Here is a 21,349-nt window from a genome sequence, read left to right as displayed (position 1 = left end):
CTATTGGATTGCCGGGTGAATCAGAGGAATGCCGGAGTGCCAATCGCAGGGTTGCCTCCCGCTTTCGGGGAGGTTCGTGGATGTCACTGAGGTCCGGAGGTTGTGTCGGCGGCGGAGAGCCGGACGGCGGCGCGCTGGCGCCGCGCGAAGGCCAGCAGCTCGGCGCTGCCGGCGGATACTGTTATGTGTTCGGGAATGGGCGCCAACAGCCAGCGGGTCTGCCAGTGCAGGGTGTCGCCGCTGGTGAGCCGCTGCGCGGCGCTCTGCACCTCCAGCTCCAGATAGGGGTGGCGCCCGCTCAGGTAGAGTTCGACATCGCCCTCGCCGTCGGCCACCCGGTCCGGCGCCACCGGCGGGTAGGCGATCAGGTACAGGAGTCGGTCGCGCGCATAGGCGAGCCAGCCTTCACTGCCGTTGGCGATCAGCTTGCCCTCCCGCAGCGGTGTATCGGCTTGCAGATCCAGCCAGAGCACACCGTCAGAGATCCGGTGCTCTACAGAACCGCGCACCGTCTGCACGCTGGCCGCGCGCACCGGGGCGAAGGCCACCCCGGCGCGCTCGACGCGGGTGATCTCCCAGGCCGCCACCTGGTCGAAGTCCCGCGTGGCGTCGATGCGGTAATCGCGCCTTACCTGTCCCCCTTCCAGCAGTTGCAGCCGCTTCTCCACCCGTGCGCCCGCACCCTCGGCACTGCGCAGGCGGGCGCTGCACGGCGTCTGCTGCAGCAGTGCGTAGGCGCCGCTGTCGTGGGCGGCGACCGGCGGCCAGCCCCACAGCGACTGGGGGCTGAGCCAAAAGGTGGAGCCATAGTTGCTGCCGTCGCTGTCGCTGAGCGCGAGCAGATCCCGGTCTCCGTAGCGCAGCGACGTCACCCGCGCGCCGGTGTGCGGGTCCAGTGTCAGGCTGAGCGGTGCCCGTTCCAACGTGATCCCGGCGCAGTGCGCGCTGCCTGTGGCCAGCGCCAGTGCCGCCGCCAGCGCCGTCAGCCGCGACACTGGATTTCCGCGCTCTGCGCGGCCCCGGGCACATACTTGATGTTGGCCACCGCCAAAGACAGAGCGCCATCGCTGGTCAGGGTCAGCCCCTGTGAAATGCGCGAGAAGTCGGCGCCGCTGTCGGCGAAGCACTGCAGGTCGATGGACAGCTGCGACCAGTCCCCCTGCGGCAGCGCGCCGAGAGATTCCTGCAGGGGCAGCTGTGCGGAGCAGTCGTCCGCGCAGGCGATCTGTGCGAACACGGGCGCCTGTGGTCGCCGGTCTACGCGGATATCCATGGTCAGCGCGGCGTCTTCGGCCAGATAGCGGGTCAGGTCCTGGGGATTTTCCGCGCGCAGCTGCACGCTGGCGCGACGCAGGCCTTTCCAGTCGATCAGGCGCGCGTCCTCCTGGGATTCCATGTCGATAGAGGCCACGGTGACATTGCCGTCGCCGCTGCTGGCGAGGTTGCCGTTGACCGGTATCGGTGCCGGCTCCGCGTCGGCGATATACAGCCCCCAGGGTTCCCGCGGCCGCGAGACCATCAGCCAGGCGTCCTCTAGGGCGCCGAGGGCATAGGTGTCGCCGTCTTCGGGCAGGTTGTTGCTGAGTTGCGTGTTGTCGCTGTAACTGAGGCCGAAGTCGTAGGCGAACAGCGGCGCATAGTCGCGATCTCCCCGGTTCAGCACCGTCTGGTGCACCAGGTGCGGCCAGCTGAAGGAGAGGCGGCCGACAAAGTCATACTGCGGCTGTCCGTTGGCGTCGGTGAAAATCACATCCGCGACTCCCGTACCCTCCGAACCCGGCAGCCAGGCGGCGACGAAGGCGTCCGAGGCGTTCAGCTCCTTGTTGACCCACAGGGGGCGACCGGAGATAAAAATACTGACAACCGGGATATTCTCGGCGCGCAGTTTTTTCAGCAGCGCCAGATCCTTCTTGCTGCCCAGCTGGTATTCAATACTGGCCAGATCACCGTGCCACTCGGCGTAGGGGTCTTCGCCGAAGACCACTATGGCCACATCGGGCTTGCCGCCATCGGCAAAGGTCTCCGCGGAGAAGTCGCCACTGACGCTCAGCACCGCTTCACCACCGGCGGCGCCGACTGCGGCGCGGATGCCGTCGTAGATGGAAGTGGCGCTGGGGAAATCCGCATCGCTGTTGCCGGTGCCCTGCCAGGAAATGGTCCAGCCGCCGCTCTGTTTGGCGATGTCGTCCGCCGCGTCTCCGGCGACCAGTATCTTCTGGCGCGGGTCCAGCGGCAGCAGGCCGCCGTTGTTCTTCAACAGCACCAGGGATTTGCGCACCGCCTCGCGGGCCAGGGCGCGATGCTCGGGGCTGCCGAGAATGCCCTCTTTGCCGGCGAGGCTGTTGCTGCGCTCGAAGAGTCCGGCGCGGAGTTTGACCCGCAGGATGCGCGACACGGCGTCATCCAGGCGCGCGGCGGAAATCTCGCCGCTTCTGGCCTGGGCCAGTGTGTTGTGATACAGCGCCTTCCAGTCCGACGGCACCATAAACATATCCAGGCCGGCATTAATCGCCGCGGCACAGCTGTCGACGCTGCAGCCGGGCACGAAGCGGTGCCCGTTCCAGTCGCCGACGACGAAGCCGTCGAAGCCGAGGCGCTCCTTGAGAATATCGGTGAGCAGATATTTGTGGCCGTGCAGGCGTTCGCCGTTCCAGCTGTTGAAAGAGGCCATCACCGTCTGGACGCCGGCCTGCAGTGCGCTGATATAGCCCGCTGCGTGTATCTCCACCAGTTCCCGCTCGCCGATCCGGGTATCGCCACGGTCTATACCGCGGCTGGTGCCGCCGTCGCCGATGAAGTGTTTGGCGGCGGAGAGGAGGTGAAAGCCCTGGAGGAAGGCATCGCTGTCCTTGTCTCCCTGAATACCCTTCACCATCTGTTCGGCGTATTGACGCACTATGGCCGGGTCCTCGGAGTAGCTTTCGTAGGTGCGGCCCCAGCGGTCGTCGCGCACGACCGCCACCGTGGGGGCGAAGGTCCAGTCGACGCCGGTGGCCGCCACCTCGCGGGCCGTGGCGCGGCCGATGCGGTACACGAGTTCGGGGTCGCGCGCCGCGCCGAGGCCGATATTGTGCGGGAAGAGGGTGGCGCCCACGACGTTGTTGTGGCCGTGCACGGCATCGGCGCCCCAGAGGATGGGAATGGCCACGCCGCCGTCGGACGTGTCCATCGAGGCCTCGTAGAAGGCGTCGGCCATTGCCGCCCAGTCCGCCGGCTTGGCGTACTTGTCGTTGTTGGGGTAGGTGCCGCCGCCACTCAAGATGGCGCCGATATGGTATTTGCGCACATCGTCGGGCGTGATGTACTTGATCTCCGCCTGAATCAGCTGCCCGACCTTTTCCTCCAGGCTCATCTGCGACAGCAGTTCGCCGATGCGGGCTTCCAGAGCGGGGTCGGGTGGCAGCGCCGGTTCGAGCTTCGGCCAGTGTTCGCCACGCTGTTCGGGCGCGGCCTCTTGCCTGTTCGGGTCCGCGCCTTCGCCACAGGCCGCAAGGCCCGTGCAAGCCAACAGCAGGCTGGTCACCAACAGTTTTCCACAGGACATAAGTGCTCCACGGGTAAAGATATTGCTGAAAAAAGCGGGGCCTGGGCCCCGCAAACCGTCGACGGCTTAGAAGCCGGCCTTGAACCGCAAGCCATAGGTGCGCGGCAGGTTGGTGAAGCGCAGGTTGTTGCCGTGATCGATGATGCCCTTGTGGGAAACCACTTCATCGGTCAGGTTGGCGCCGTAGAGTTCCACCCGGTAGCGGCCGCTCGGATCGGAGTAGCCGACGCCGGCATCCAGATTCAGGTAGCCGTCCACGCCGTCGGCATAGTCGGGATCGTTGCCGACAACGGTCTCGCCGTTCACCAGGTCGTAGTCGGTATCGTTCCAGATACTCAGGAAGTAGTCGCTGCGATACTGGGCAGACAGGGTCCAGTCAAAGGCGCCCAGAGCCGACTCGATCCGCTGTGACAGGGCCAGGTTGAAGGTGAAATCCGAGGCCAGCGGCAGTTTTTTGCCGCTGATGTCGACGATCGGCAGGTCGGTGCCCCAGCTCTGGCGGGTATCCGCCATGACGCCTTTCTTGACTTCCGCGTTCAGCCACAGGGCGGTCATGTCCAGCATCACGTCCGCCGGCAGCAGGAAGCGGCTCTCCAGTTCCAGGCCGGTGATTTCGGAATCGGCGATATTGCGGTTCTGCAGCGAGCTCGCGCTGTCGTCCTCGCCGGTGGCGACGATCATCTGCAGCACCTGGTCGCTGTAGTCGTAATAGAAGGCCGATGCATTCAGGCGCGCCGGCACCGAGCCGAGGGTGAACTCGTTCTTGGCGCCCACCTCGTACATCACCAGTGTTTCCGGCGCGTAGGGCTCGGCCACCAGCTCGCCGTCGGGCATGACCAGGGTGTCGTTGAAACCGCCGGATTTGTGGCCGCTGGCGATACTGCCGTAGAGCATGCTGTCGTCATTCAGCTGATAGCTCAGGCCCACACGGAAGTCGACATAGTCGTCTTCATAGCGGCCTTTCTGCTGTATCGGCGCGCCGACGGTCCAGGGCATGGTGATCTCGGTACAGGCGGGATCGGTGACGCAGGCGATCTGGTCGTCCAGGTTGTCGTCGCGGCCCCAGCGGCCGATGCCGTCGAGGAGATAGGCGTAGAGTTCCGCGTCGCTGGCGCCGAGAATGTCGAAGTTGCTGCGGCCGAGGCCGTCGTACTCGAATCCGGGGGTGCCGATGCGCGAGGGCAGGGCGGTGCCCCACTCGTCACCGGCTTCAAAGAAGGCGAAGGCCCAGTTGCCGCCGGTGCCGAAACGGGACTTCTCTTCCTCGGTGCGGCGCAGGCCGGCGAAGCCGGTCAGCCGGTCGGTGAACTCGTAGGAAAGGTCGGCGTAGACGGCCAGGGAAGAACTGTCCACATCGGGCATCACCCACTCGGTGCCCGTGTACCAGGTACCGCCGTCGGACAGGCTGAACAGTGCCGCCTGCTGATCTTCGCGGAAATGGAAGACGCCGGCGGACCAGGTCAGCGGGCCGTCGCCGTTGGAGAAGAGGCGCAGCTCGTTCACGTAGGAGGTGGACCGGGTATCCCAGTACTGACTGCTGTAATTCTCCTGGTTTACCGGGCCGTGGCCGGGGAAGTAAACGCCGTCATTGGCGGCGTTGACCTGGGTAAAGTCCAGATCGCGGTAGCTGGAGGATAACTCGACCGACAAACCGTCGAACTCGTGCGTCAGCACCGCCATCAGGCCCGAGTGGGTGGAGTCCAGATCGCCCTCGGTGCCCCGGTAGAGGACCGCGCGCGGATCCTCCAGGTCGTCGAAGTCGTAGCCGTTTTGCAGTGCCTGTTTGATCTGTGCGCCCGGGTAGCCGGTGCCGCCCTCGTCGGTGCGGTCTGCCACCAGGTGCAGGCTGGTGGCCTCTGTGATATCCCAAAGGGCCGACAGGCGCAGCGATTGAACATCCTCGCTGCCGGCGGCCTCGAGGCTGCTGCCCGGTGCGGCGTTGGTGAAATAGGGATCGTGTTCCTCACTGTAACCGGCCAGGCGCAGGGCGAAGCTGTCGCCGAGCGGCAGGTTGGCGGCACCGCGCAGCCCGAAGGTACTGAAGTTACCGGCGGTGACCTCCAGGTCCGCTGTGGCGGCATCCATTTGCGGGCGTTTGGCGACAATATTCAGCGTGCCCGCGGTGGCGTTGCGGCCGCGCAGGGTGCCCTGTGGCCCCTTTTTCACTTCTACCCGCTCGATGTCGTAGAACATGGCACCGACACCGCGCGGGCGCGGAATATAGACGCCGTTCAAGTGGGTGGCGGCGGCCGGATCACCCAATTCGGTGTTGTTGCTGGAGCCCACGCCGCGGATGTAAATCTCCATATTGCCTTCCTGGTCGGCAATATTGAGGCCGGGCACCACATTTTGCAGGTTTTGGAAGCTGGTTCCCACGCCCAGGCGGTCGAGGCTGTCCTGGCCGAAGGCCTGTGCTACGCCGGCCACACTTTGCAGGGACTGTTCGCGGCGCTCCACGGTTACCACGATTTCCTCGAGGCCTGCGTTGTCTTCACGATCGTCAGCCTGGGCATGGGCACCGCCGTACAGGCCGGCGAGAACTGCGGTTACTGCGAGTGCTAGGGGATCTGTCTTGAACGGCGTCATCGCTGATGCTCCTCTGGTTTTTTCTTGTACTCATGCGCGCCGGCCGCGGATAGGACTGGCGGGGGTATTCTTGCGCTGACATTGGGAACGATCGTCCTGATTTGCGCTTCGTCACAAATTTGGACGTACAAGTTTCCGCGCGGCGCAAAGTCTGACCTGAACGGCCGCACGCCGGACACAGTTATTGCCGCCGGCGGATCATGGGCGCTTGCGCGGGACGGCCGGTGGGCTTAACCTTCTGGCGATAAAAATAAATAGATAGAGTGAGGGGAAACAGGGGCACATGGACATCCTGTTGTTCAATTTCCACGACGTGGTGCTGATGATGACCAGCTACCAGTGCACGCTCTTTGCGCTGTTGCTGCTGGTGATCCGCCGGGACGGCTATATCAGCAATGTGCTGCTGGCGCTCTTCCTATTTACCCAGGCGGCCATTCCATTGGATATATTGATTAATTTCGGTGCCGGCTTCCGCGAGTGGGCCATCCAGGCTTCTCCCAACCTCTTCTATGTATTCGGCTTCGCCTACTGGCTGGAAGGGCCGGTCCTGCTCTGGTATACGCGCTCGCTGATCTATCGTAAGTACCGCCTTTCCAGGTCCGATCTGCTGTACCTGCTGCCCTTTGTCGCCTATGCGCTGTTCGAATACTTCTCCTATTTCCGCTTCGATAATGCGGCAAAAGTCGCGATGTTGGAGGGATACACCCCATACGACGAGTCGCTGGTCAACTTGCTGGTCGGCTTCGCACGGGAGGTGCTGCGCGTACTGTTCGGCGTGCTCTGCCTGTTGGAGATTCGCAACTGCCGGCGGCAGATCCGCGACTCCTATTCCAATGTGGACAAGATCGATTTCAAATGGCTGCTGATCCTGGTGTGGGGCTTCCTGTTGCTGCGCGGCTGGGCGGTATTGGTCAATATCGCCCTGACCCTTGCCGCCCACCTGGACGTCATGGTGGACTTCCGCATCATGGGGTTGGCCAGCAACTACACGGTATTTATCCTGGTCAGTGCAATGATCTTCTTCAGCCTCAGCTACTCGTCCATGTTCGAGGGGCTCGACCGGCGCGAGGGGCAGGACTGGCCCGATGCAGAGGGGGACGCTGCGACAAAAGGCGGCCCGCGCCCGCAGGTGGACCGGGCGCTGGCGGACAGGATCAGCAGCTATATGGAGCGGGAGAAGCCCCACCTGGCACCAACGCTGACACTGGAGCAGCTGTCCGCCCAGTTACAGATCCCGAAGCGCAGTCTGTCGAATATTATCAATCGCCATTTCGAACGTAACTTCTTCGAATTCGTCAATCACTACCGCATCGAGGAGGCCAAACGGCTGCTCGCCGATCCCGACTGCGCGGACCGCACGGTCATGGACATCATGCTCGACTCAGGCTTCAACACCAAGGCCACCTTCAACGCCTTCTTCAAGAAACTGGTGGGCATGACACCCACCGAGTTCCGTCACCGCAACCGCGCGCAGGAGGCGCTGGCCGGTCACTGATGGGGCTGTTGCTCAGCCCCGCATCTGCTCCAGTTCCAGCCCCTTGGTTTCGTGCACCAGGTAGAAAACAAAGGCGATTGAAAGCAGTGCGAACAGGGTATAGATACCGTAGGCGCCGGCGAGGCCGATGCCGGTCAGCATGATCGGGAAGGTCATGGTGATCGCGAAGTTGGCCACCCATTGCGACAGCCCCGAAACCGCGAGGCCGGAGCCGCGGATCTGGTTCGGGAACATCTCGCCGAGCATGGTCCACATGGCCGGCCCCCAGGAGCCGTTGAAGAAGAACACATAGGCGTTGGCGGCGACCAGTGCCAGCAGCCCCATGCTCCTCGACAGCTGCAGGTTACCGTCGGCATCCAGGGTGGAATTGGCGAAGGCGAAAGCCACTAGGCCGAGGGTTGCCGCCATGCCGATGGAGCCGGCCAACAGCAGCGGTTTGCGGCCGATCCGGTCGATCAGCGCCATGGTGATCAGGCAGGCCGCGATGCTGACACCGCCGGAAATGATATTGATCAGCAGGGCGTCGGACTCGGAGAAGCCCACCGCCTGCCACAGCACTGCGCCGTAGTAGAACACCACATTGATCCCTACCAGCTGCTGGAATACCGCCAGACCAATGCCGACCCAGACGATCTTGCGCACTTTGCCGGCGTGCCGACCGGCGCTTTCCAGCAGGTCTGCCATACGCGGGCGGTGGTCGCCGGCCACCGACTCGCGGATGCTCGCCAGTTTTACGGCCACGGACGCTTCGCCGTAGAGCCTGCGCAGCACTTCACTGGCGCGAGCGGTCTGCCGCGACAGCACCAGATAGCGCGGGCTTTCAGGAATCAGCAGCAGGGCGAGGAAGAAGAGGGTCGCCGGGGCGATTTCGATCCAGAACATCCAGCGCCAGGCGCTGAAGCCCATCCACCAGGCGTTCACCGCGGAGCCGGCGCTGTTGGCCAGCCAGTAGTTGCTGACAAATGCGGCGAACAGGCCGGAAATAATCGCGATCTGGTTGATCGTGATCAGGCGGCCGCGAATGGATGCCGGAGCGATCTCGCTGATATAGGCCGGCGACATCACGCTGGCGGCGCCCACCGCGAGACCGCCGAGAATGCGGTAGAACACGAACTCCGGGGAACTGGCGGCAATCCCGGAGCCCCAGGCGCTGACGATAAAAAGCAGCGCGGAGATCAGCAGCAGCGTCCTGCGCCCCCAGAGGTCCGCCAGGCGGCCGGCGAAAAAGGCGCCCACGGCGCAGCCGAGCAGCATCGATGCCACATTGAAGCCGGTACCGGCGGTGTTGGAGTTGAACGCCTGCTGCAGCCCGGTGACGGTGCCGTTGATGACGCCGCTGTCGAAGCCGAACAGGAAGCCGCCGATGGTGGCGACTCCGCATATCAGTACGATGAAGCCCAGGGGTACCGCTTCGGCCCCCTGTGTCGCTGACGGGGCAAGAGTAGGATTCGCTGCATCCATGATTCTGATCTCTGTTTATTTTTGGGGTTGGCAGGCCCGCCCTGCGCAGCAGCGCGGGTGTGTGCCGACTATAGGAATTGCGGTGCTCGGCGGTCGTCCGACTTTTGTCGGTGGGTGTAAAGAATGGCAGTACCGGGTAAAGTTGCGAGCGCTGCGCAAAGTCTTACCCGTGCGCAGAAGCGTACTGGAGCAACTGTGGAACGGCTGAAACGCACAATTGTCGACTTCCTCTTCCGCCACCCCCGGGGCGGGCGCTACTGGCTCGGGTACAGCGGCGGCTTGGATTCGACCGTGCTGTTACACCTGCTCGTGGAGGCCGGCGTTCCGCTGCGGGCGATCCACGTCAACCACGGTCTGTCGCCACACGCAGAGGACTGGCAGGCCCACTGTGCCGCCGTGGCCGAACAACTGGGCGTGCAATTCGAAGCCCGACGCGTGAAGGTTGAAACGGACGGCTCCGGGCTCGAACAGGCCGCGCGCGCCGCGCGCTACCGGGCCTTCGCGGAACTGCTGCGGCCGGGCGACCAGCTGCTGCTGGCGCAGCACGGCGACGACCAGGTGGAAACCTTCTTTCTGCGCCTGCTGCGCGGCGCCGGTGCGCTGGGGCTGGCGGCCATGGCGGACGCGCGCGCGCTCGGCGGCGCAACGGTGCTGCGCCCTCTGCTCGGCGTCGGTCGCGACCACTTGGAGGCCTATGCGCGGGCACGCCAGTTGCGCTGGATCGAGGACGAGAGCAACGCGGATCAGTCGCTCGACAGAAATTACCTGCGCGCGAGCGTGCTGCCGCTGCTGCGCCGGCGCTGGCCGCTGCGCGAGCGGGTGGCGCGGGCGGCGGACAATCTGCGCGAGGCCGCCGAGCTGTTGCGGGATCTGGGCGACGCGGACCTGCAACTGTGCGCCCGCCGCCGCGAGCGCTTCGGCGAGAGCGTCGCGCTGGAACCGCTGCGGGCGCTGCCGCGGCGCCGGCAGAAAAACCTGCTGCGCGCTTGGCTGGCCGATTGCGGCGGCGACATGCCCGAGGCGGTGCACCTGGCGCAGGCGCTCGACCAGGCGCTGCAGTCCGCCGTCGACAGCCGCATGGCCGTCGCGCTCGGCGGCCTGGTCGCGCGCCGCTTCCGCGAGCGCCTCTACCTGACGCCGCGGCTGCCGAAAATGGAGGCCGGCCAGTGGCGCTGGGATGGCCGCGGCAGCCTCAGCCTGCCCGGCGGCTGGCGGCTGCTGGCCGGCGACGGCTGGCCGGAGGGGGACTATCTGGTTCGCTTTCGCCGCGGCGGCGAGCGCGCCAGGCCGTCGGGGCGCAGACACTCGCAGCTGCTGAAAAAACTGCTGCAGGAGGCGGACCTGGAGCCCTGGCTGCGGGACCTGGTGCCGCTGGTCTACCGCGACGGGGAGTTGCTCGCCGTCGGCGATCTGTTCGTCTGTGGCGACACTGTGACCGGCGCGCTGGAATGGCGCTATGTGGGAGCTGACGGCTGATCGGCGCCCGCGCATCGGCGGCTTTTGGATTGAGCGCGGGGCGCCTTTCTGGTAGTCTGGCGTCCCATCTCAAAGGCACCGGGACGGGCGGGGCGGTCACTCGACTGGCCTCTGGAACAGCCTCCAGGAGAGTCCTCCCGGGCCAGCCCCGCAAACCCGATCCCATCGGGCATTCAACTGACCAAGGTTTTGCATGACGCGCTATATTTTTGTCACTGGTGGCGTGGTTTCCTCATTGGGGAAAGGTATCGCCTCCGCTTCCCTGGCCGCTATTCTCGAGGCCCGCGGCCTCAAGGTCACCATCCTCAAGCTGGACCCCTATATCAACGTGGACCCGGGCACCATGAGCCCCTTCCAGCACGGCGAGGTCTATGTGACCGAAGATGGCGCCGAGACGGATCTGGATCTCGGCCACTACGAGCGCTTTATCCGCACGCGCATGTCCAAGCGCAACAACTTCACCACCGGTCGCGTCTACGAAACCGTGCTGCGCAAGGAGCGCCGCGGTGACTACCTGGGTGGTACCGTACAGGTGATCCCGCACATCACCGACGAGATCAAGCGCCGCGTGCTTGAAGGCGGTCGCGATGTGGACGTGGCCATCGTCGAGATCGGCGGTACCGTGGGCGATATCGAATCCCAGCCGTTCCTCGAGTCCGTGCGCCAGCTGCGCGTGGAGCTGGGCCTGAACCGCGCCCTGCTGATCCACCTGAGCTACGTGCCCTATATCGCCACCGCCGGCGAGACCAAGACCAAGCCCACTCAGCACTCGGTCAAGGAGCTGCGCTCCATCGGCCTGCAGCCGGATATCCTGCTGTGCCGCTCCGAGCGCGAAATTGACGAGGACTCGCGCCGCAAGATAGCGCTGTTCACCAATGTCGAGGAGCGCGCGGTGGTGCCGCTGCCGGATGCCAAGACCATCTACAGCGTGCCGCGCCTGCTGCACAGCTACGGTCTCGACGATATCGTCGTGGACAAGCTGCAGCTGGAGTGCGGCTCGCCGGATCTGTCCGAGTGGGATGCGGTGGTCGACGGCAAGCTGAACCCGCAGCACGAAGTGAAGATTGCCATGGTCGGCAAATACATGGAGCTGTTGGACGCCTACAAGTCCCTGATCGAATCCCTGACCCACGCGGGCATCAAGCACCGCTGCAAGGTGGATATCGACTTTATCAATGCCGAGGACGTCGAAGGCGAAAACGGCATCGATCTGATCAAGGGCGCCGACGCCATCCTGGTGCCCGGCGGTTTCGGCGAGCGCGGCCTCGAAGGCAAGCTGGAAGCGGTGCGCTACGCGCGCGAAAACAATATTCCGTTCCTCGGCATCTGCCTCGGTCTGCAGTCTGTTGTCATCGAATACGCGCGCAACGTGCTGGGCCTCGAAGGTGCCAACAGCACCGAGTTCGACGCCAAGACCCCGCACCCGGTGATCGCCCTGATCACCGAGTGGATCGACAGCGAGGGCAAGGTCGAGAAGCGCGACGAGCAGTCCGATCTCGGCGGCACCATGCGCCTCGGCGGCCAGGAGTGCCGCCTGGCCAAAGACAGCAAGGCGCGGGAAATCTACGGTGCCGATGTGATCGTCGAGCGCCACCGCCACCGCTATGAGGTCAACAACAACTACGTCGACCGCCTGCAGCAGGCCGGCCTGAAAATCGGCGGCTGGTCTGCGGACGACACCCTGGTGGAAATGGTCGAACTGCCGGAACATCCGTGGTTCGTCGCCTGCCAGTTCCACCCGGAGTTCACCTCCACCCCGCGCGATGGCCACCCGCTGTTCGAGAGCTTTGTCGCCGCTGCGATGAAACAGCACGATAAGTCCTGATCGCGAGAATGGGTAGGATGGGCACAGTCGCGAAGCGACGTGCCCATCAACGCCGGGTGATGGGCATGCTGCGCTTTGCCCATCCTACGAAACCGACGGTAGAGGCCTGCTTGCAGGCGAAAAAAGGTGGAAAGAATTGAAAATTATTGAAGTCGGAAAAATCCAGGTCGCCAACGACAAGCCGTTCGCGCTGTTCGGCGGCATGAATGTGCTCGAATCCCGCGATCTGGCCATGCAGGTTGCCGAACACTACGTCAAGGTCACCGAAAAGCTCGGCATCCCCTATGTGTTCAAGGCCTCCTTCGACAAGGCGAACCGCTCCTCCATCCACTCCTACCGCGGCCCCGGTATGGAAGAGGGCCTGAAGATCTTCGAGGAGATCAAGAAGACCTTCGATGTGCCGCTGATCACCGACGTGCACGAGCCGCACCAGGCGGCGCCCGTCGCCGAGGTGGTAGATGTGATCCAGTTGCCGGCCTTTCTCGCTCGCCAGACCGACCTGGTCGCCGCCATGGCGAAGACCGGGGCGGTCATCAACGTGAAAAAACCGCAGTTTATGAGCCCGCCGCAGGTCAAGAATGTGGTGGAGAAATTCGCCGAGTGCGGCAATGAAAAAATTATCCTGTGCGAGCGCGGTGCCTGCTTCGGCTACGACAACCTGGTGGTGGACATGCTCGGCTTCCGCACCATGATCGACGCCTCTGGCGGCGCGCCGCTGATTTTCGATGTGACCCACTCGCTGCAGATGCGCGACCCCGGCGGTGCCGCCTCCGGCGGCCGCCGCGCCCAGGTCACCGAGTTGGGCCGCGCCGGTTTGGCCATCGGTATCGCCGGTCTGTTCCTGGAGGCCCACCCGGACCCGGACAAGGCACTGTGCGACGGCCCCAGCGCTCTGCCGCTGGACAAGCTGGAGCCTTTCCTGGCGCAGATGAAAGCCGTGGACGACCTGGTCAAAGGCTTCCCGCCGCTGGATACCAAATAAACTGTAGGAGCGGCCATGGGCCGCTCCTACAAAATTACTGAATTGCCAATCACCCCACTCACAAAAACATGGAGCCCTTGTCAATGAGCAAGATTGTTGCCGTAAAGGCCTACGAAGTGCTGGATTCCCGCGGTAATCCGACGGTCGAAGCCGATGTGATTCTGGAAGACGGTTCCATCGGTTCCGCCTGCGCCCCGTCCGGCGCCTCCACCGGTTCCCGCGAGGCGCTGGAACTGCGCGACGGCGACAAGAGCCGCTACCTGGGCAAGGGTGTGCTGAAAGCCGTCGAGAACATCAACACCACCATCGCCGACCTGCTGAAAGGCATGGACGCGACCGACCAGCGCGCCCTCGACAAGGCGATGATTGACGCGGACGGCACCGAGAACAAATCTGTGCTGGGCGCCAACGCCATTCTGGCGGTTTCCCTCGCCGCGGCCAAGGCGGCGGCTGCTTCGAAGAAGATTCCGCTGTACCAGCATATTGCCGAGGTGAACGGCACCGCCGGCCAGTACACCATGCCGGTGCCGATGATGAATATCCTCAATGGCGGTGAGCACGCCGACAACAATGTGGATATCCAGGAATTCATGATCCAGCCGGTCAAGGCCGCGAGCTTCTCCGAAGCCCTGCGCCAGGGGGCGGAAATTTTCCACTCCTTGAAAAAGGTGCTGTCCAGCAACGGCCTCAACACCGCGGTGGGTGACGAGGGCGGCTTCGCCCCGAACCTGCCGTCCAACGAGGCGGCCCTGAAAGTGATTGCCGAGGCAGTTGAAAAAGCCGGCTACACCCTGGGCGACGACATCACCTTGGCTCTGGACTGCGCCTCCTCCGAATTCTACAAGGACGGCCAGTATGTGCTCGCCGGTGAGGGCAAGCAGTTCGACAGCGAAGGCTTCGCCGAATACCTGGCCGAACTGTCCTCCAACTACCCGATCCTGTCCATCGAAGACGGTATGGACGAGAGCGACTGGGACGGCTGGAAAGTGCTGACCGACAAGATCGGCGACAAGGTGCAGCTGGTGGGTGACGACCTGTTCGTGACCAACACCAAGATCCTGAAAGAGGGGATCGAGAAGGGCGTGGGCAACTCCATCCTGATCAAGTTCAACCAGATCGGCTCGCTGAGCGAGACGCTCGACGCGATCAAGATGGCCAAGGACGCCGGCTATACCGCCGTCATCTCCCACCGCTCCGGCGAAACCGAAGACACCACCATCGCCGACCTGGCCGTTGCCACCGCCGCAGGCCAGATCAAGACCGGCTCCCTGTGCCGCTCCGACCGCGTGGCCAAGTACAACCGCCTGCTGCGCATCGAGGCCGAACTGAACGGTTCCGCCCCCTATCGCGGCCGCGCGGAATTCAAATAAGTTCAGGGTGATGATTGCGGGATGATGAATGGGGGCCTCGGCAGCGCGTTGCGGCCCTACATTCATCGTTCATCGTTCATCGTTCATCGTTCATCATTCGCTATGAAATGGCTGCTGGCAACTCTCACCGCAATGCTTCTGGCTACCCAGTACCGCCTGTGGGTAGGCGAGGGCAGCCTGGCGGAAGTCACTCGCTTGAAGCGCCAGCTCGCCGAACAGCAGGAAAAGAACAGCGCACTGGCGCGGACGAATCGGCAGTTGTTGCGGGAGGTGCGCAGCCTCAAGGAGGGCACCGACGGCGTTGAGGCCAAGGCGCGCTACGACCTGGGCCTGATCAAGGAAGGCGAAACCCTGTTTATCTTTCTCGACCCCGAAGAGGCCAAAGAGCGTGACTAGCGCTTCTCTCGTCAGTGGTTACTGGGTAGTGGTGCCCGCCGCGGGCCGGGGCAAGCGCATGGGGGCGGACAGACCCAAGCAGTACCTGCCGCTGTTGGGGCGCCCACTTTTGTCCCTGACCCTGCGCAATATTCTCACCTGGCCGGGGCTCGCGGGCATCGTCGTGGCGCTGTCCGAAGACGACTCCTATTTTCCCCATCTGGCGGAAGCCAGGCACCCGTTGATCCACCGGGTTACCGGTGGCGCTGAGCGGGCGGATTCGGTCTTGGCCGCACTCAACTTTCTCGCCACGCGGGAGTCAGCGGATACGCCGGTGCTCGTGCACGACGCCGCGCGCCCCTGTGTCGCCCTGGAGGATATCGAAGCGCTGCTGCGGGCGGAGCCGGTGTCGCTGTTGGCGCAGCCCGCCTGCGACACGGTAAAACTGAGCCGCGCGACGCAGGCCGGTGCGGCGGTGGAAAAAACACTGGACCGCGACAGCATCTGGCTCGCGCAGACACCGCAGCGGGCACCGCTGGGCCTGTTGCACAGCTGCCTGCGCCGCGGCCTCGAGCAGGGCGCGGCCATTACCGATGAAGCCAGCGCGCTGGAGCTTTTCGGCCGGCATCCGCAGCTGGTACCCGGGCGGCGCGACAACCTCAAGGTCACCCACCCATCCGATATCGTGCTGGCGGAAACCATACTGCGCCTGCGCTATGCGCCCACAGAGGACAAACGATAGTGAGTTTCAGAATCGGCCAGGGGTTCGATGTGCACGCATTCGGCCCCGGTGACCATGTCGTGTTGGGGGGCGTCAAGATCCCATACGAGAAGGGGCTGGTTGCCCATTCCGACGGTGACGTGTTGCTGCACGCGCTTGCCGACGCCCTGCTGGGCGCGCTGGCGCTGGGGGATATCGGCCACCATTTCCCCGACACCGACGCCAGCTATGCCGGAGCCGACAGCCGCGCGCTGTTGCGCCAAGTCGTGGCGCTGATTGGCGAGCGCGGCTACCGCCTGGTGAACGCCGACTGCACCCTGATCGCCCAGGCGCCGAAGATGGCGCCGCATATCGATGCCATGCGATCCAATATCGCCGCCGATTGCGCGGTGGATGGCGGGGCCATCAGCGTGAAGGCCACTACCAGCGAGCGGCTCGGGTTCACCGGTCGCGGCGAAGGCATTGCCGCCCAGGCCACGGTACTGCTCGAGCGTGCCGATGACTGATCACTGGCGTTTGGACTGGCCGCGCGCCCTGGGCGGCGCGGCCATCGCGGGGGACTTCCGCACCCAGCCGGAGGATTTTGTGGTGGACGAGCTGGCGGCGCCGCCGCTGGCGGAGCGCGGAGAGCATGTCTACCTGCTGCTGCGAAAGCGCGGCGCCAACACCGCCTGGGTCGCCCAGACGCTGGCGAAGCTGGCCGGCGTGCGGCCCCAGGATATCGGTTACTATGGCCTCAAGGACCGCCACGCGGTAACGACGCAGTGGTTCAGTGTCTGGCTCGGGCAGAGGGACGCGCCGGACTGGGCGCAGATCAATAGTGATGAAATAACCCTGCTGCAGCATTACCGCGGCCCGCGCAAACTGCGCCGCGGCGAGCACAGCGGCAACCGCTTCCGCATACGGCTGCGCAATATCCGCGGCGACCGGCAGGGCGCCGAGCGGGTACTGGAGCGGCTCCCCGGCGGAGTGCCCAATTACTTCGGCGAACAACGCTTCGGCCGCGATGGCGGCAACCTGGACCTGGTGCGCAGGCTGGTGGAGGAGAATGCCCGCTGCCGCAAGAGCGAAAAGGCGTTTGCGATGTCGGCAGCGCGCAGCTGGATTTTCAATCAGGTGCTGGCGGCACGGGTGGAGGCGGGCAGCTGGCAGCGGCCCCTGCCCGGAGAGCCGGAACCCGAGCCCAGCGGTCCGCTCTGGGGCCGGGGCAGAAGCCCCGCCGCGGGAGAGGTCGCGGAGCTGGAACAGCGCGCCCTGGAGCCCTGGCAGCACTGGTGTGACTGGCTGGAGCACTGCGGCCTGAAGCAGGAGCGGCGCCCGCTGCTGCTGCGCCCCGAAGCCTTCGTTTTCCGGTGGTCCGGCGACGACCTGGTGTTGAAGTTCGCCCTGCCGTCGGGCGCCTTCGCCACGGCGCTGTTGCGGGAGGTCGCGGAGCTGGTCAATGTATCGGGCGCCACATAGAATCTGAGCTTCGGAAGAACACAATAGTTTGATGTGAAGACCCTGCGGCTGGCAGCAGGGCCGCCCGGGTCCGGCGGGACTAGGCCTTGCACACTTCAGGGGTTGGAATAAGAAGAATATGGATCGCTTGAAACGCGAAGGTTTGGGGATGACTTCCCAGCGCACCCGCAACCGCCTGATTCAGCGGCTGCGGGAAGAGGGCATTGGCAACGAGGCAGTTCTGGATGTGATGGCGTCCACCCCGCGCCACCTGTTCCTGGATGAAGCCCTGGCCCTTCGCGCCTACGAGGACACCTCTCTCCCGATCGGCTACGGCCAGACCATCTCCCAGCCCTATATCGTCGCGCGTATGACCGAACTGCTGCTGAGCCGCGCGAAGTCCCTGCACAGGGTGCTCGAAGTGGGCACCGGCTCCGGTTACCAGACGGCGATACTCGCGCGCCTGGTCGAGCGGCTCTACTCGGTGGAGCGCATCGAGCCGCTGCTGCAGCAGGCGCGCCGGCGCCTGCGGGAGCTGGATCTGTGCAATATCGAGTTCAAACTCAGCAACGGTGGTTTCGGCTGGCCGGAGAAGGGGCCCTATGACGCGATACTGGCGGCGGCCGCACCGGCGTCTGTACCGCAGGAGCTGAAACAGCAGCTGGCCCCCAATGGTGTGCTGGTGATCCCGGTGGGGTCGGAGCGGCAGCACCTGACGCTGGTTACCCGCCGCGAAGACAGCGACCAGTTCGACGTCGAGAAACTGGAAGCCGTGCGCTTTGTGCCACTGCTCAGCGGCGTGGTGCGATGAATCTATTCAAACTGTTCAGAAGCCGCTACCTGGGCGTCGCTGCGCGCGGTATGGCCATGGGTGCGGCAGATGTGGTCCCCGGGGTCTCCGGCGGCACCATCGCGTTTATCACCGGAATTTACCAAGAACTGCTCGACTCCCTGAGCCGTATAGGCCCGCACTGTATAACCCTGCTGCGGCGCGAGGGTGTCGGGTCGGCCTGGCGGTATATCAACGGCAACTTTCTGCTGGCGCTCTTTTCCGGCGTGCTGCTCAGTATCTTCAGCCTGGCGAAACTGATCGGCTCCCTGTTGGACACCTATCCGATCGTGGTCTGGGCCTTCTTCTTCGGGCTGGTGCTGGCATCTGCGGTGCCCGTTGTGCGCAGCATCCCCCGCTGGTCCCCATCGGTCTTCCTGTTTCTGCTGGTCGGCGTTGCGTCCGCAGTACTGATCAGCGAGCTGCGCCCCGGCGAGGTTCCGGCGACGCCGCTGACGCTCTTCCTCTCGGGGGCGCTGGCGATCTGCGCGATGATACTGCCGGGTATTTCCGGGGCTTTTATCCTGCTGCTGATCGGTATCTACCCGCGGGTACTGGCCGCGGTCCACGAGCTGCAGCTGCTCAACCTGCTGTGCTTTGCGGCGGGCGCCGCAACGGGGCTGATGCTGTTCAGCCGCCTGCTGTCCTGGCTGATGCATCGCTATATCGCGCGCACCCTGGCCTTTCTCGCCGGCGTCCTGCTCGGAAGCCTCAAGATCATCTGGCCGTGGAAGCTGCCGCTGGCGGGCGCCGCAGATGGTGCGAATAAACTGGCGCCGCTGATGTCCAATACGTCGCCATCGGGTTTCGCCGCTCAGACCGGCGCAGATGCCTACCTGGCTGCGGCGCTTGTCGCGGCGGTGAGCGCGGTGGCCCTGGTACTGGTGGTGGACTTTCTCGGCAGACGCTTCCGAAAGGGGCAAACTCGCGCCAAGCCGCAATAAGATCTGTCAAAGGTCGGATTGGCAACTTTTTGTGAGGCTTTTCGCTAAGAATTCGGGCGATTTCTTTAGACACATTTTCCATAAATGCGGCCGTGTGATGTAAAAAGAGAATAATGAAATGTCGTTTTTTTCAACATGTTGAGGGGCGATTCTGGCGGGACAATTGTCCTGTTTCCGGTCATCGTTACCCAAACATGTTAAAAATATTGATCGCGATGACGCTGCCGCTGCTGTTGAGTGCCTGCGCCAGCCACCCGGCTCCGACCACTTCGCTGGCGCAGCCGCCCAGCGCCTGGATCAAGCACCACACGGTCAGTCGCGGCGAGACTCTCTATTCCATCGCCTGGCGATATGGCAAGGACTACCGGGAGCTGGCGGCGATCAACGGCATAGCCGCCCCCTACCAGATCTACCCCGGACAGAAACTGCAACTCGCCGGCCGGGCGAAGTTAGTCAGTAGCCCGAAACCTGCCAAGAAGCGCAATCCGGTGCCGAAGGTCAAGCCCGCCCCAGTACCCCAAAAGGTCACAAAAAACACAAAATCATTAACAGAGAAAAAATCGCGCCAGTCGGTTTCACGGGCATCCGGGTCCTCCATCCGGTGGCGCTGGCCGGCCAAGGGGGAAGTCATCGGCCGCTTCCGTGCAGGCGATCCCCTGCGCAAGGGAGTTGATATCGCCGGTGAAAAGGGGGACTCTGTACTCGCAGCAGCCGATGGCACCGTGATCTACGCGGGAAGTGCGCTGAGAGGCTACGGAAAACTGCTGATCGTAAAGCACAGTTCGGAGTACCTGAGTGCTTACGCCCACAACCACAAGTTACTTGTGAAAGAGGGCAGCGAAGTCAAAGCGGGGCAAAGGATAGCGGAACTGGGTTCAAGTGGTACCGACCGCAACAAGCTCCACTTTGAGATTCGTCGCAACGGTCAGCCGGTAGACCCTCTGGCCTATCTGCCATAACTCGAGTGGGAGCCAGAAAGCGCTGCAAATAAAAATGGATTTTTAGTTTGTACCACTTGAGGTAGTCACTGGAATCGTGACGATCGCAAGGCCGGCAGCCGGCAGAAAGATGTGCTTGTTTTCTTCTGTGTTTACGCCGTCCTTGATGCTTGCCGATCCGGTGGCTGTCGCACAGACGGTAGTCAGCCGGTTAAAGTCGAATTGACGCAATCCGGTTGCAGTGCGGCTGATATTGGCAAAGTACAAGGAGTAGGGGAAATGGAAGCACAACGGCAAGACCAGTTGATGGCTGGTCAGGCAGAAGATCTTCCTCCTGAGTTGGTAACAGATCAGAACAAACAGAAGTCAAGCGACAAAGAGGGTAACTCCAAAGGCCGCACCCGGAGAGCGGTAGCAAAGAAAAGCTCCGAACCCACCCCCCTGAAGGCTCGGGCCCGCAAACTGGATAGCGATAGCCATTTGCAGAAGAATCTCGACGCCACCCAGCTGTATCTCAATGAAATCGGTTTTTCCCCGCTGTTGACCGCTGAAGAAGAGGTCTATTACGCGCGCAAGGCTCTGCGCGGTGATGCAGCGGCGAGAAAGCGTATGATCGAGAGCAACCTGCGCCTCGTAGTAAAAATTGCCCGCCGCTATGTCAGCCGGGGCCTGGCGCTGCTGGATCTGATTGAAGAGGGCAACCTGGGCCTGATTCGCGCAGTGGAGAAATTCGACCCGGAGCGCGGTTTCCGTTTTTCCACCTATGCCACCTGGTGGATCCGCCAGACGATCGAGCGGGCCATCATGAACCAGACCCGCACCATTCGCCTGCCGATTCATGTGGTCAAGGAGCTGAACGTCTACCTTCGCGCCTCCCGCGAACTGGCGCAGAAACTCGACCACGAACCCTCGGCGGACGAAATAGCTAATCTGCTGGAAAAGCCGGTCGGGGATGTCGAGCGCATGTTGGGCCTCAACGAGCGAGTCACTTCGGTGGACACACCCATAGGTCCGTCGTCGGAAAAGACCCTGGTGGATACCATTCCCGACCAGCAGGAATCGGACCCAGCGGAGCTTCTGCAGGATAGCGACCTGTTCGAAAGCATCAACCGCTGGCTGGGTGAACTGCCGGACAAGCAGTGCGAAGTGGTCTCCCGCCGCTTTGGATTGCGCGGCTTTGAAGCCAGCACGCTCGAGGAGGTGGGGCGCGAGATCGGTCTTACCCGGGAGCGCGTGCGCCAGATCCAGGTGGATGCACTCAAGCGCCTGCGCGAAGTGATGGAGAAGCAGGGGCTCGACGGCCAATCCCTGTTCGGCAACCTGTAGACGATATCGTCAAATAAAAAAGCCCGCGAAGGTACCG

The 21,349-nt window shown here is 63.6% G+C and carries 17 protein-coding genes; 13 read left to right on the top strand and 4 right to left on the bottom strand.

The window, feature by feature from the left end; all coding sequences use genetic code 11:
* Window positions 1–83: 83 nt before the first annotated feature.
* The 3 genes from ACXAF3_RS10575 to ACXAF3_RS10565 all read right to left on the bottom strand — a co-directional run bounded on the left by ACXAF3_RS10575 (window position 84) and on the right by ACXAF3_RS10565 (window position 6,130).
* On the bottom strand, window positions 84–995 hold the full coding sequence (locus ACXAF3_RS10575; RefSeq protein WP_475112262.1) for a DUF4380 domain-containing protein: 912 nt from the start codon (window positions 993–995) through the stop codon (window positions 84–86).
* The gene (locus tag ACXAF3_RS10570) at window positions 983–3,544 is read right to left on the bottom strand and encodes a glycoside hydrolase family 3 protein (RefSeq protein ID WP_475112261.1); all 2,562 of its coding nucleotides are present in this window, start codon (window positions 3,542–3,544) and stop codon (window positions 983–985) included. Before ACXAF3_RS10570 ends, ACXAF3_RS10575 begins: the two co-directional genes overlap by 13 nt.
* 66 nt (window positions 3,545–3,610) lie before the next feature.
* Entirely contained in the window at window positions 3,611–6,130 is a 2,520-nt protein-coding gene (locus tag ACXAF3_RS10565; RefSeq protein ID WP_475112260.1) for a TonB-dependent receptor, read from the bottom strand.
* 283 nt (window positions 6,131–6,413) lie between these two features.
* Here ACXAF3_RS10565 and ACXAF3_RS10560 point away from each other — a divergent pair, with 283 nt between their 5' ends.
* Window positions 6,414–7,625, top strand: coding sequence for a helix-turn-helix domain-containing protein (locus ACXAF3_RS10560; RefSeq protein WP_475112259.1), 1,212 nt, complete (start codon window positions 6,414–6,416; stop codon window positions 7,623–7,625).
* Window positions 7,626–7,637: 12 nt separating this feature from the next.
* Here the strand turns inward: ACXAF3_RS10560 and ACXAF3_RS10555 are convergent, their stop codons facing one another.
* Entirely contained in the window at window positions 7,638–9,086 is a 1,449-nt protein-coding gene (locus tag ACXAF3_RS10555) for a sugar porter family MFS transporter (RefSeq protein WP_475112258.1), read from the bottom strand.
* A gap of 195 nt (window positions 9,087–9,281) precedes the next feature.
* Between ACXAF3_RS10555 and tilS the strand changes: the two genes are divergently transcribed.
* The 12 genes from tilS to rpoS all read left to right on the top strand — a co-directional run bounded on the left by tilS (window position 9,282) and on the right by rpoS (window position 21,312).
* Window positions 9,282–10,562: a tRNA lysidine(34) synthetase TilS gene (gene tilS / locus ACXAF3_RS10550; RefSeq protein ID WP_475112257.1), complete on the top strand. Its 1,281-nt coding sequence runs from the start codon at window positions 9,282–9,284 to the stop codon at window positions 10,560–10,562.
* A gap of 193 nt (window positions 10,563–10,755) precedes the next feature.
* The gene (locus ACXAF3_RS10545; protein ID WP_475112256.1) at window positions 10,756–12,387 is read left to right on the top strand and encodes a CTP synthase; all 1,632 of its coding nucleotides are present in this window, start codon (window positions 10,756–10,758) and stop codon (window positions 12,385–12,387) included.
* A gap of 136 nt (window positions 12,388–12,523) precedes the next feature.
* On the top strand, window positions 12,524–13,369 hold the full coding sequence (gene kdsA, locus ACXAF3_RS10540) for a 3-deoxy-8-phosphooctulonate synthase (protein ID WP_475112255.1): 846 nt from the start codon (window positions 12,524–12,526) through the stop codon (window positions 13,367–13,369).
* 83 nt (window positions 13,370–13,452) lie between these two features.
* Window positions 13,453–14,739: a phosphopyruvate hydratase gene (eno, locus tag ACXAF3_RS10535; protein WP_475112254.1), complete on the top strand. Its 1,287-nt coding sequence runs from the start codon at window positions 13,453–13,455 to the stop codon at window positions 14,737–14,739.
* A 102-nt stretch (window positions 14,740–14,841) separates the two neighbouring features.
* Window positions 14,842–15,135, top strand: coding sequence for a septum formation initiator family protein (locus tag ACXAF3_RS10530; protein WP_475112253.1), 294 nt, complete (start codon window positions 14,842–14,844; stop codon window positions 15,133–15,135).
* A complete protein-coding gene (gene ispD / locus ACXAF3_RS10525; protein ID WP_475112252.1) occupies window positions 15,128–15,856 on the top strand; it encodes a 2-C-methyl-D-erythritol 4-phosphate cytidylyltransferase in 729 nt (242 codons plus the stop codon). Before ACXAF3_RS10530 ends, ispD begins: the two co-directional genes overlap by 8 nt.
* Window positions 15,856–16,341: a 2-C-methyl-D-erythritol 2,4-cyclodiphosphate synthase gene (ispF, locus tag ACXAF3_RS10520; RefSeq protein ID WP_475112251.1), complete on the top strand. Its 486-nt coding sequence runs from the start codon at window positions 15,856–15,858 to the stop codon at window positions 16,339–16,341. The genes ispD and ispF overlap by 1 nt, the downstream gene beginning before the upstream one ends.
* Entirely contained in the window at window positions 16,334–17,296 is a 963-nt protein-coding gene (gene truD, locus ACXAF3_RS10515; protein ID WP_475112250.1) for a tRNA pseudouridine(13) synthase TruD, read from the top strand. Before ispF ends, truD begins: the two co-directional genes overlap by 8 nt.
* Window positions 17,297–17,414: 118 nt before the next feature.
* Window positions 17,415–18,086, top strand: coding sequence for a protein-L-isoaspartate(D-aspartate) O-methyltransferase (locus tag ACXAF3_RS10510; protein WP_475112249.1), 672 nt, complete (start codon window positions 17,415–17,417; stop codon window positions 18,084–18,086).
* Window positions 18,083–19,048 (top strand): DUF368 domain-containing protein, encoded by a 966-nt coding sequence (locus ACXAF3_RS10505; protein WP_475112248.1) that lies wholly within the window; start codon window positions 18,083–18,085, stop codon window positions 19,046–19,048. Before ACXAF3_RS10510 ends, ACXAF3_RS10505 begins: the two co-directional genes overlap by 4 nt.
* 113 nt (window positions 19,049–19,161) lie before the next feature.
* Window positions 19,162–20,007 (top strand): peptidoglycan DD-metalloendopeptidase family protein, encoded by an 846-nt coding sequence (locus tag ACXAF3_RS10500; protein ID WP_475112247.1) that lies wholly within the window; start codon window positions 19,162–19,164, stop codon window positions 20,005–20,007.
* Between the two features lie 258 nt (window positions 20,008–20,265).
* Window positions 20,266–21,312, top strand: a complete 1,047-nt coding sequence (gene rpoS / locus ACXAF3_RS10495; RefSeq protein ID WP_475112246.1) for an RNA polymerase sigma factor RpoS — start codon at window positions 20,266–20,268, stop codon at window positions 21,310–21,312.
* Window positions 21,313–21,349 lie beyond the last annotated feature (37 nt).

The organism is Microbulbifer sp. ABF4_143, assembly GCF_056160225.1.
Note: the sequence above shows the minus strand (reverse complement) of the source record. Positions and strands in the feature narration are given on the sequence as shown.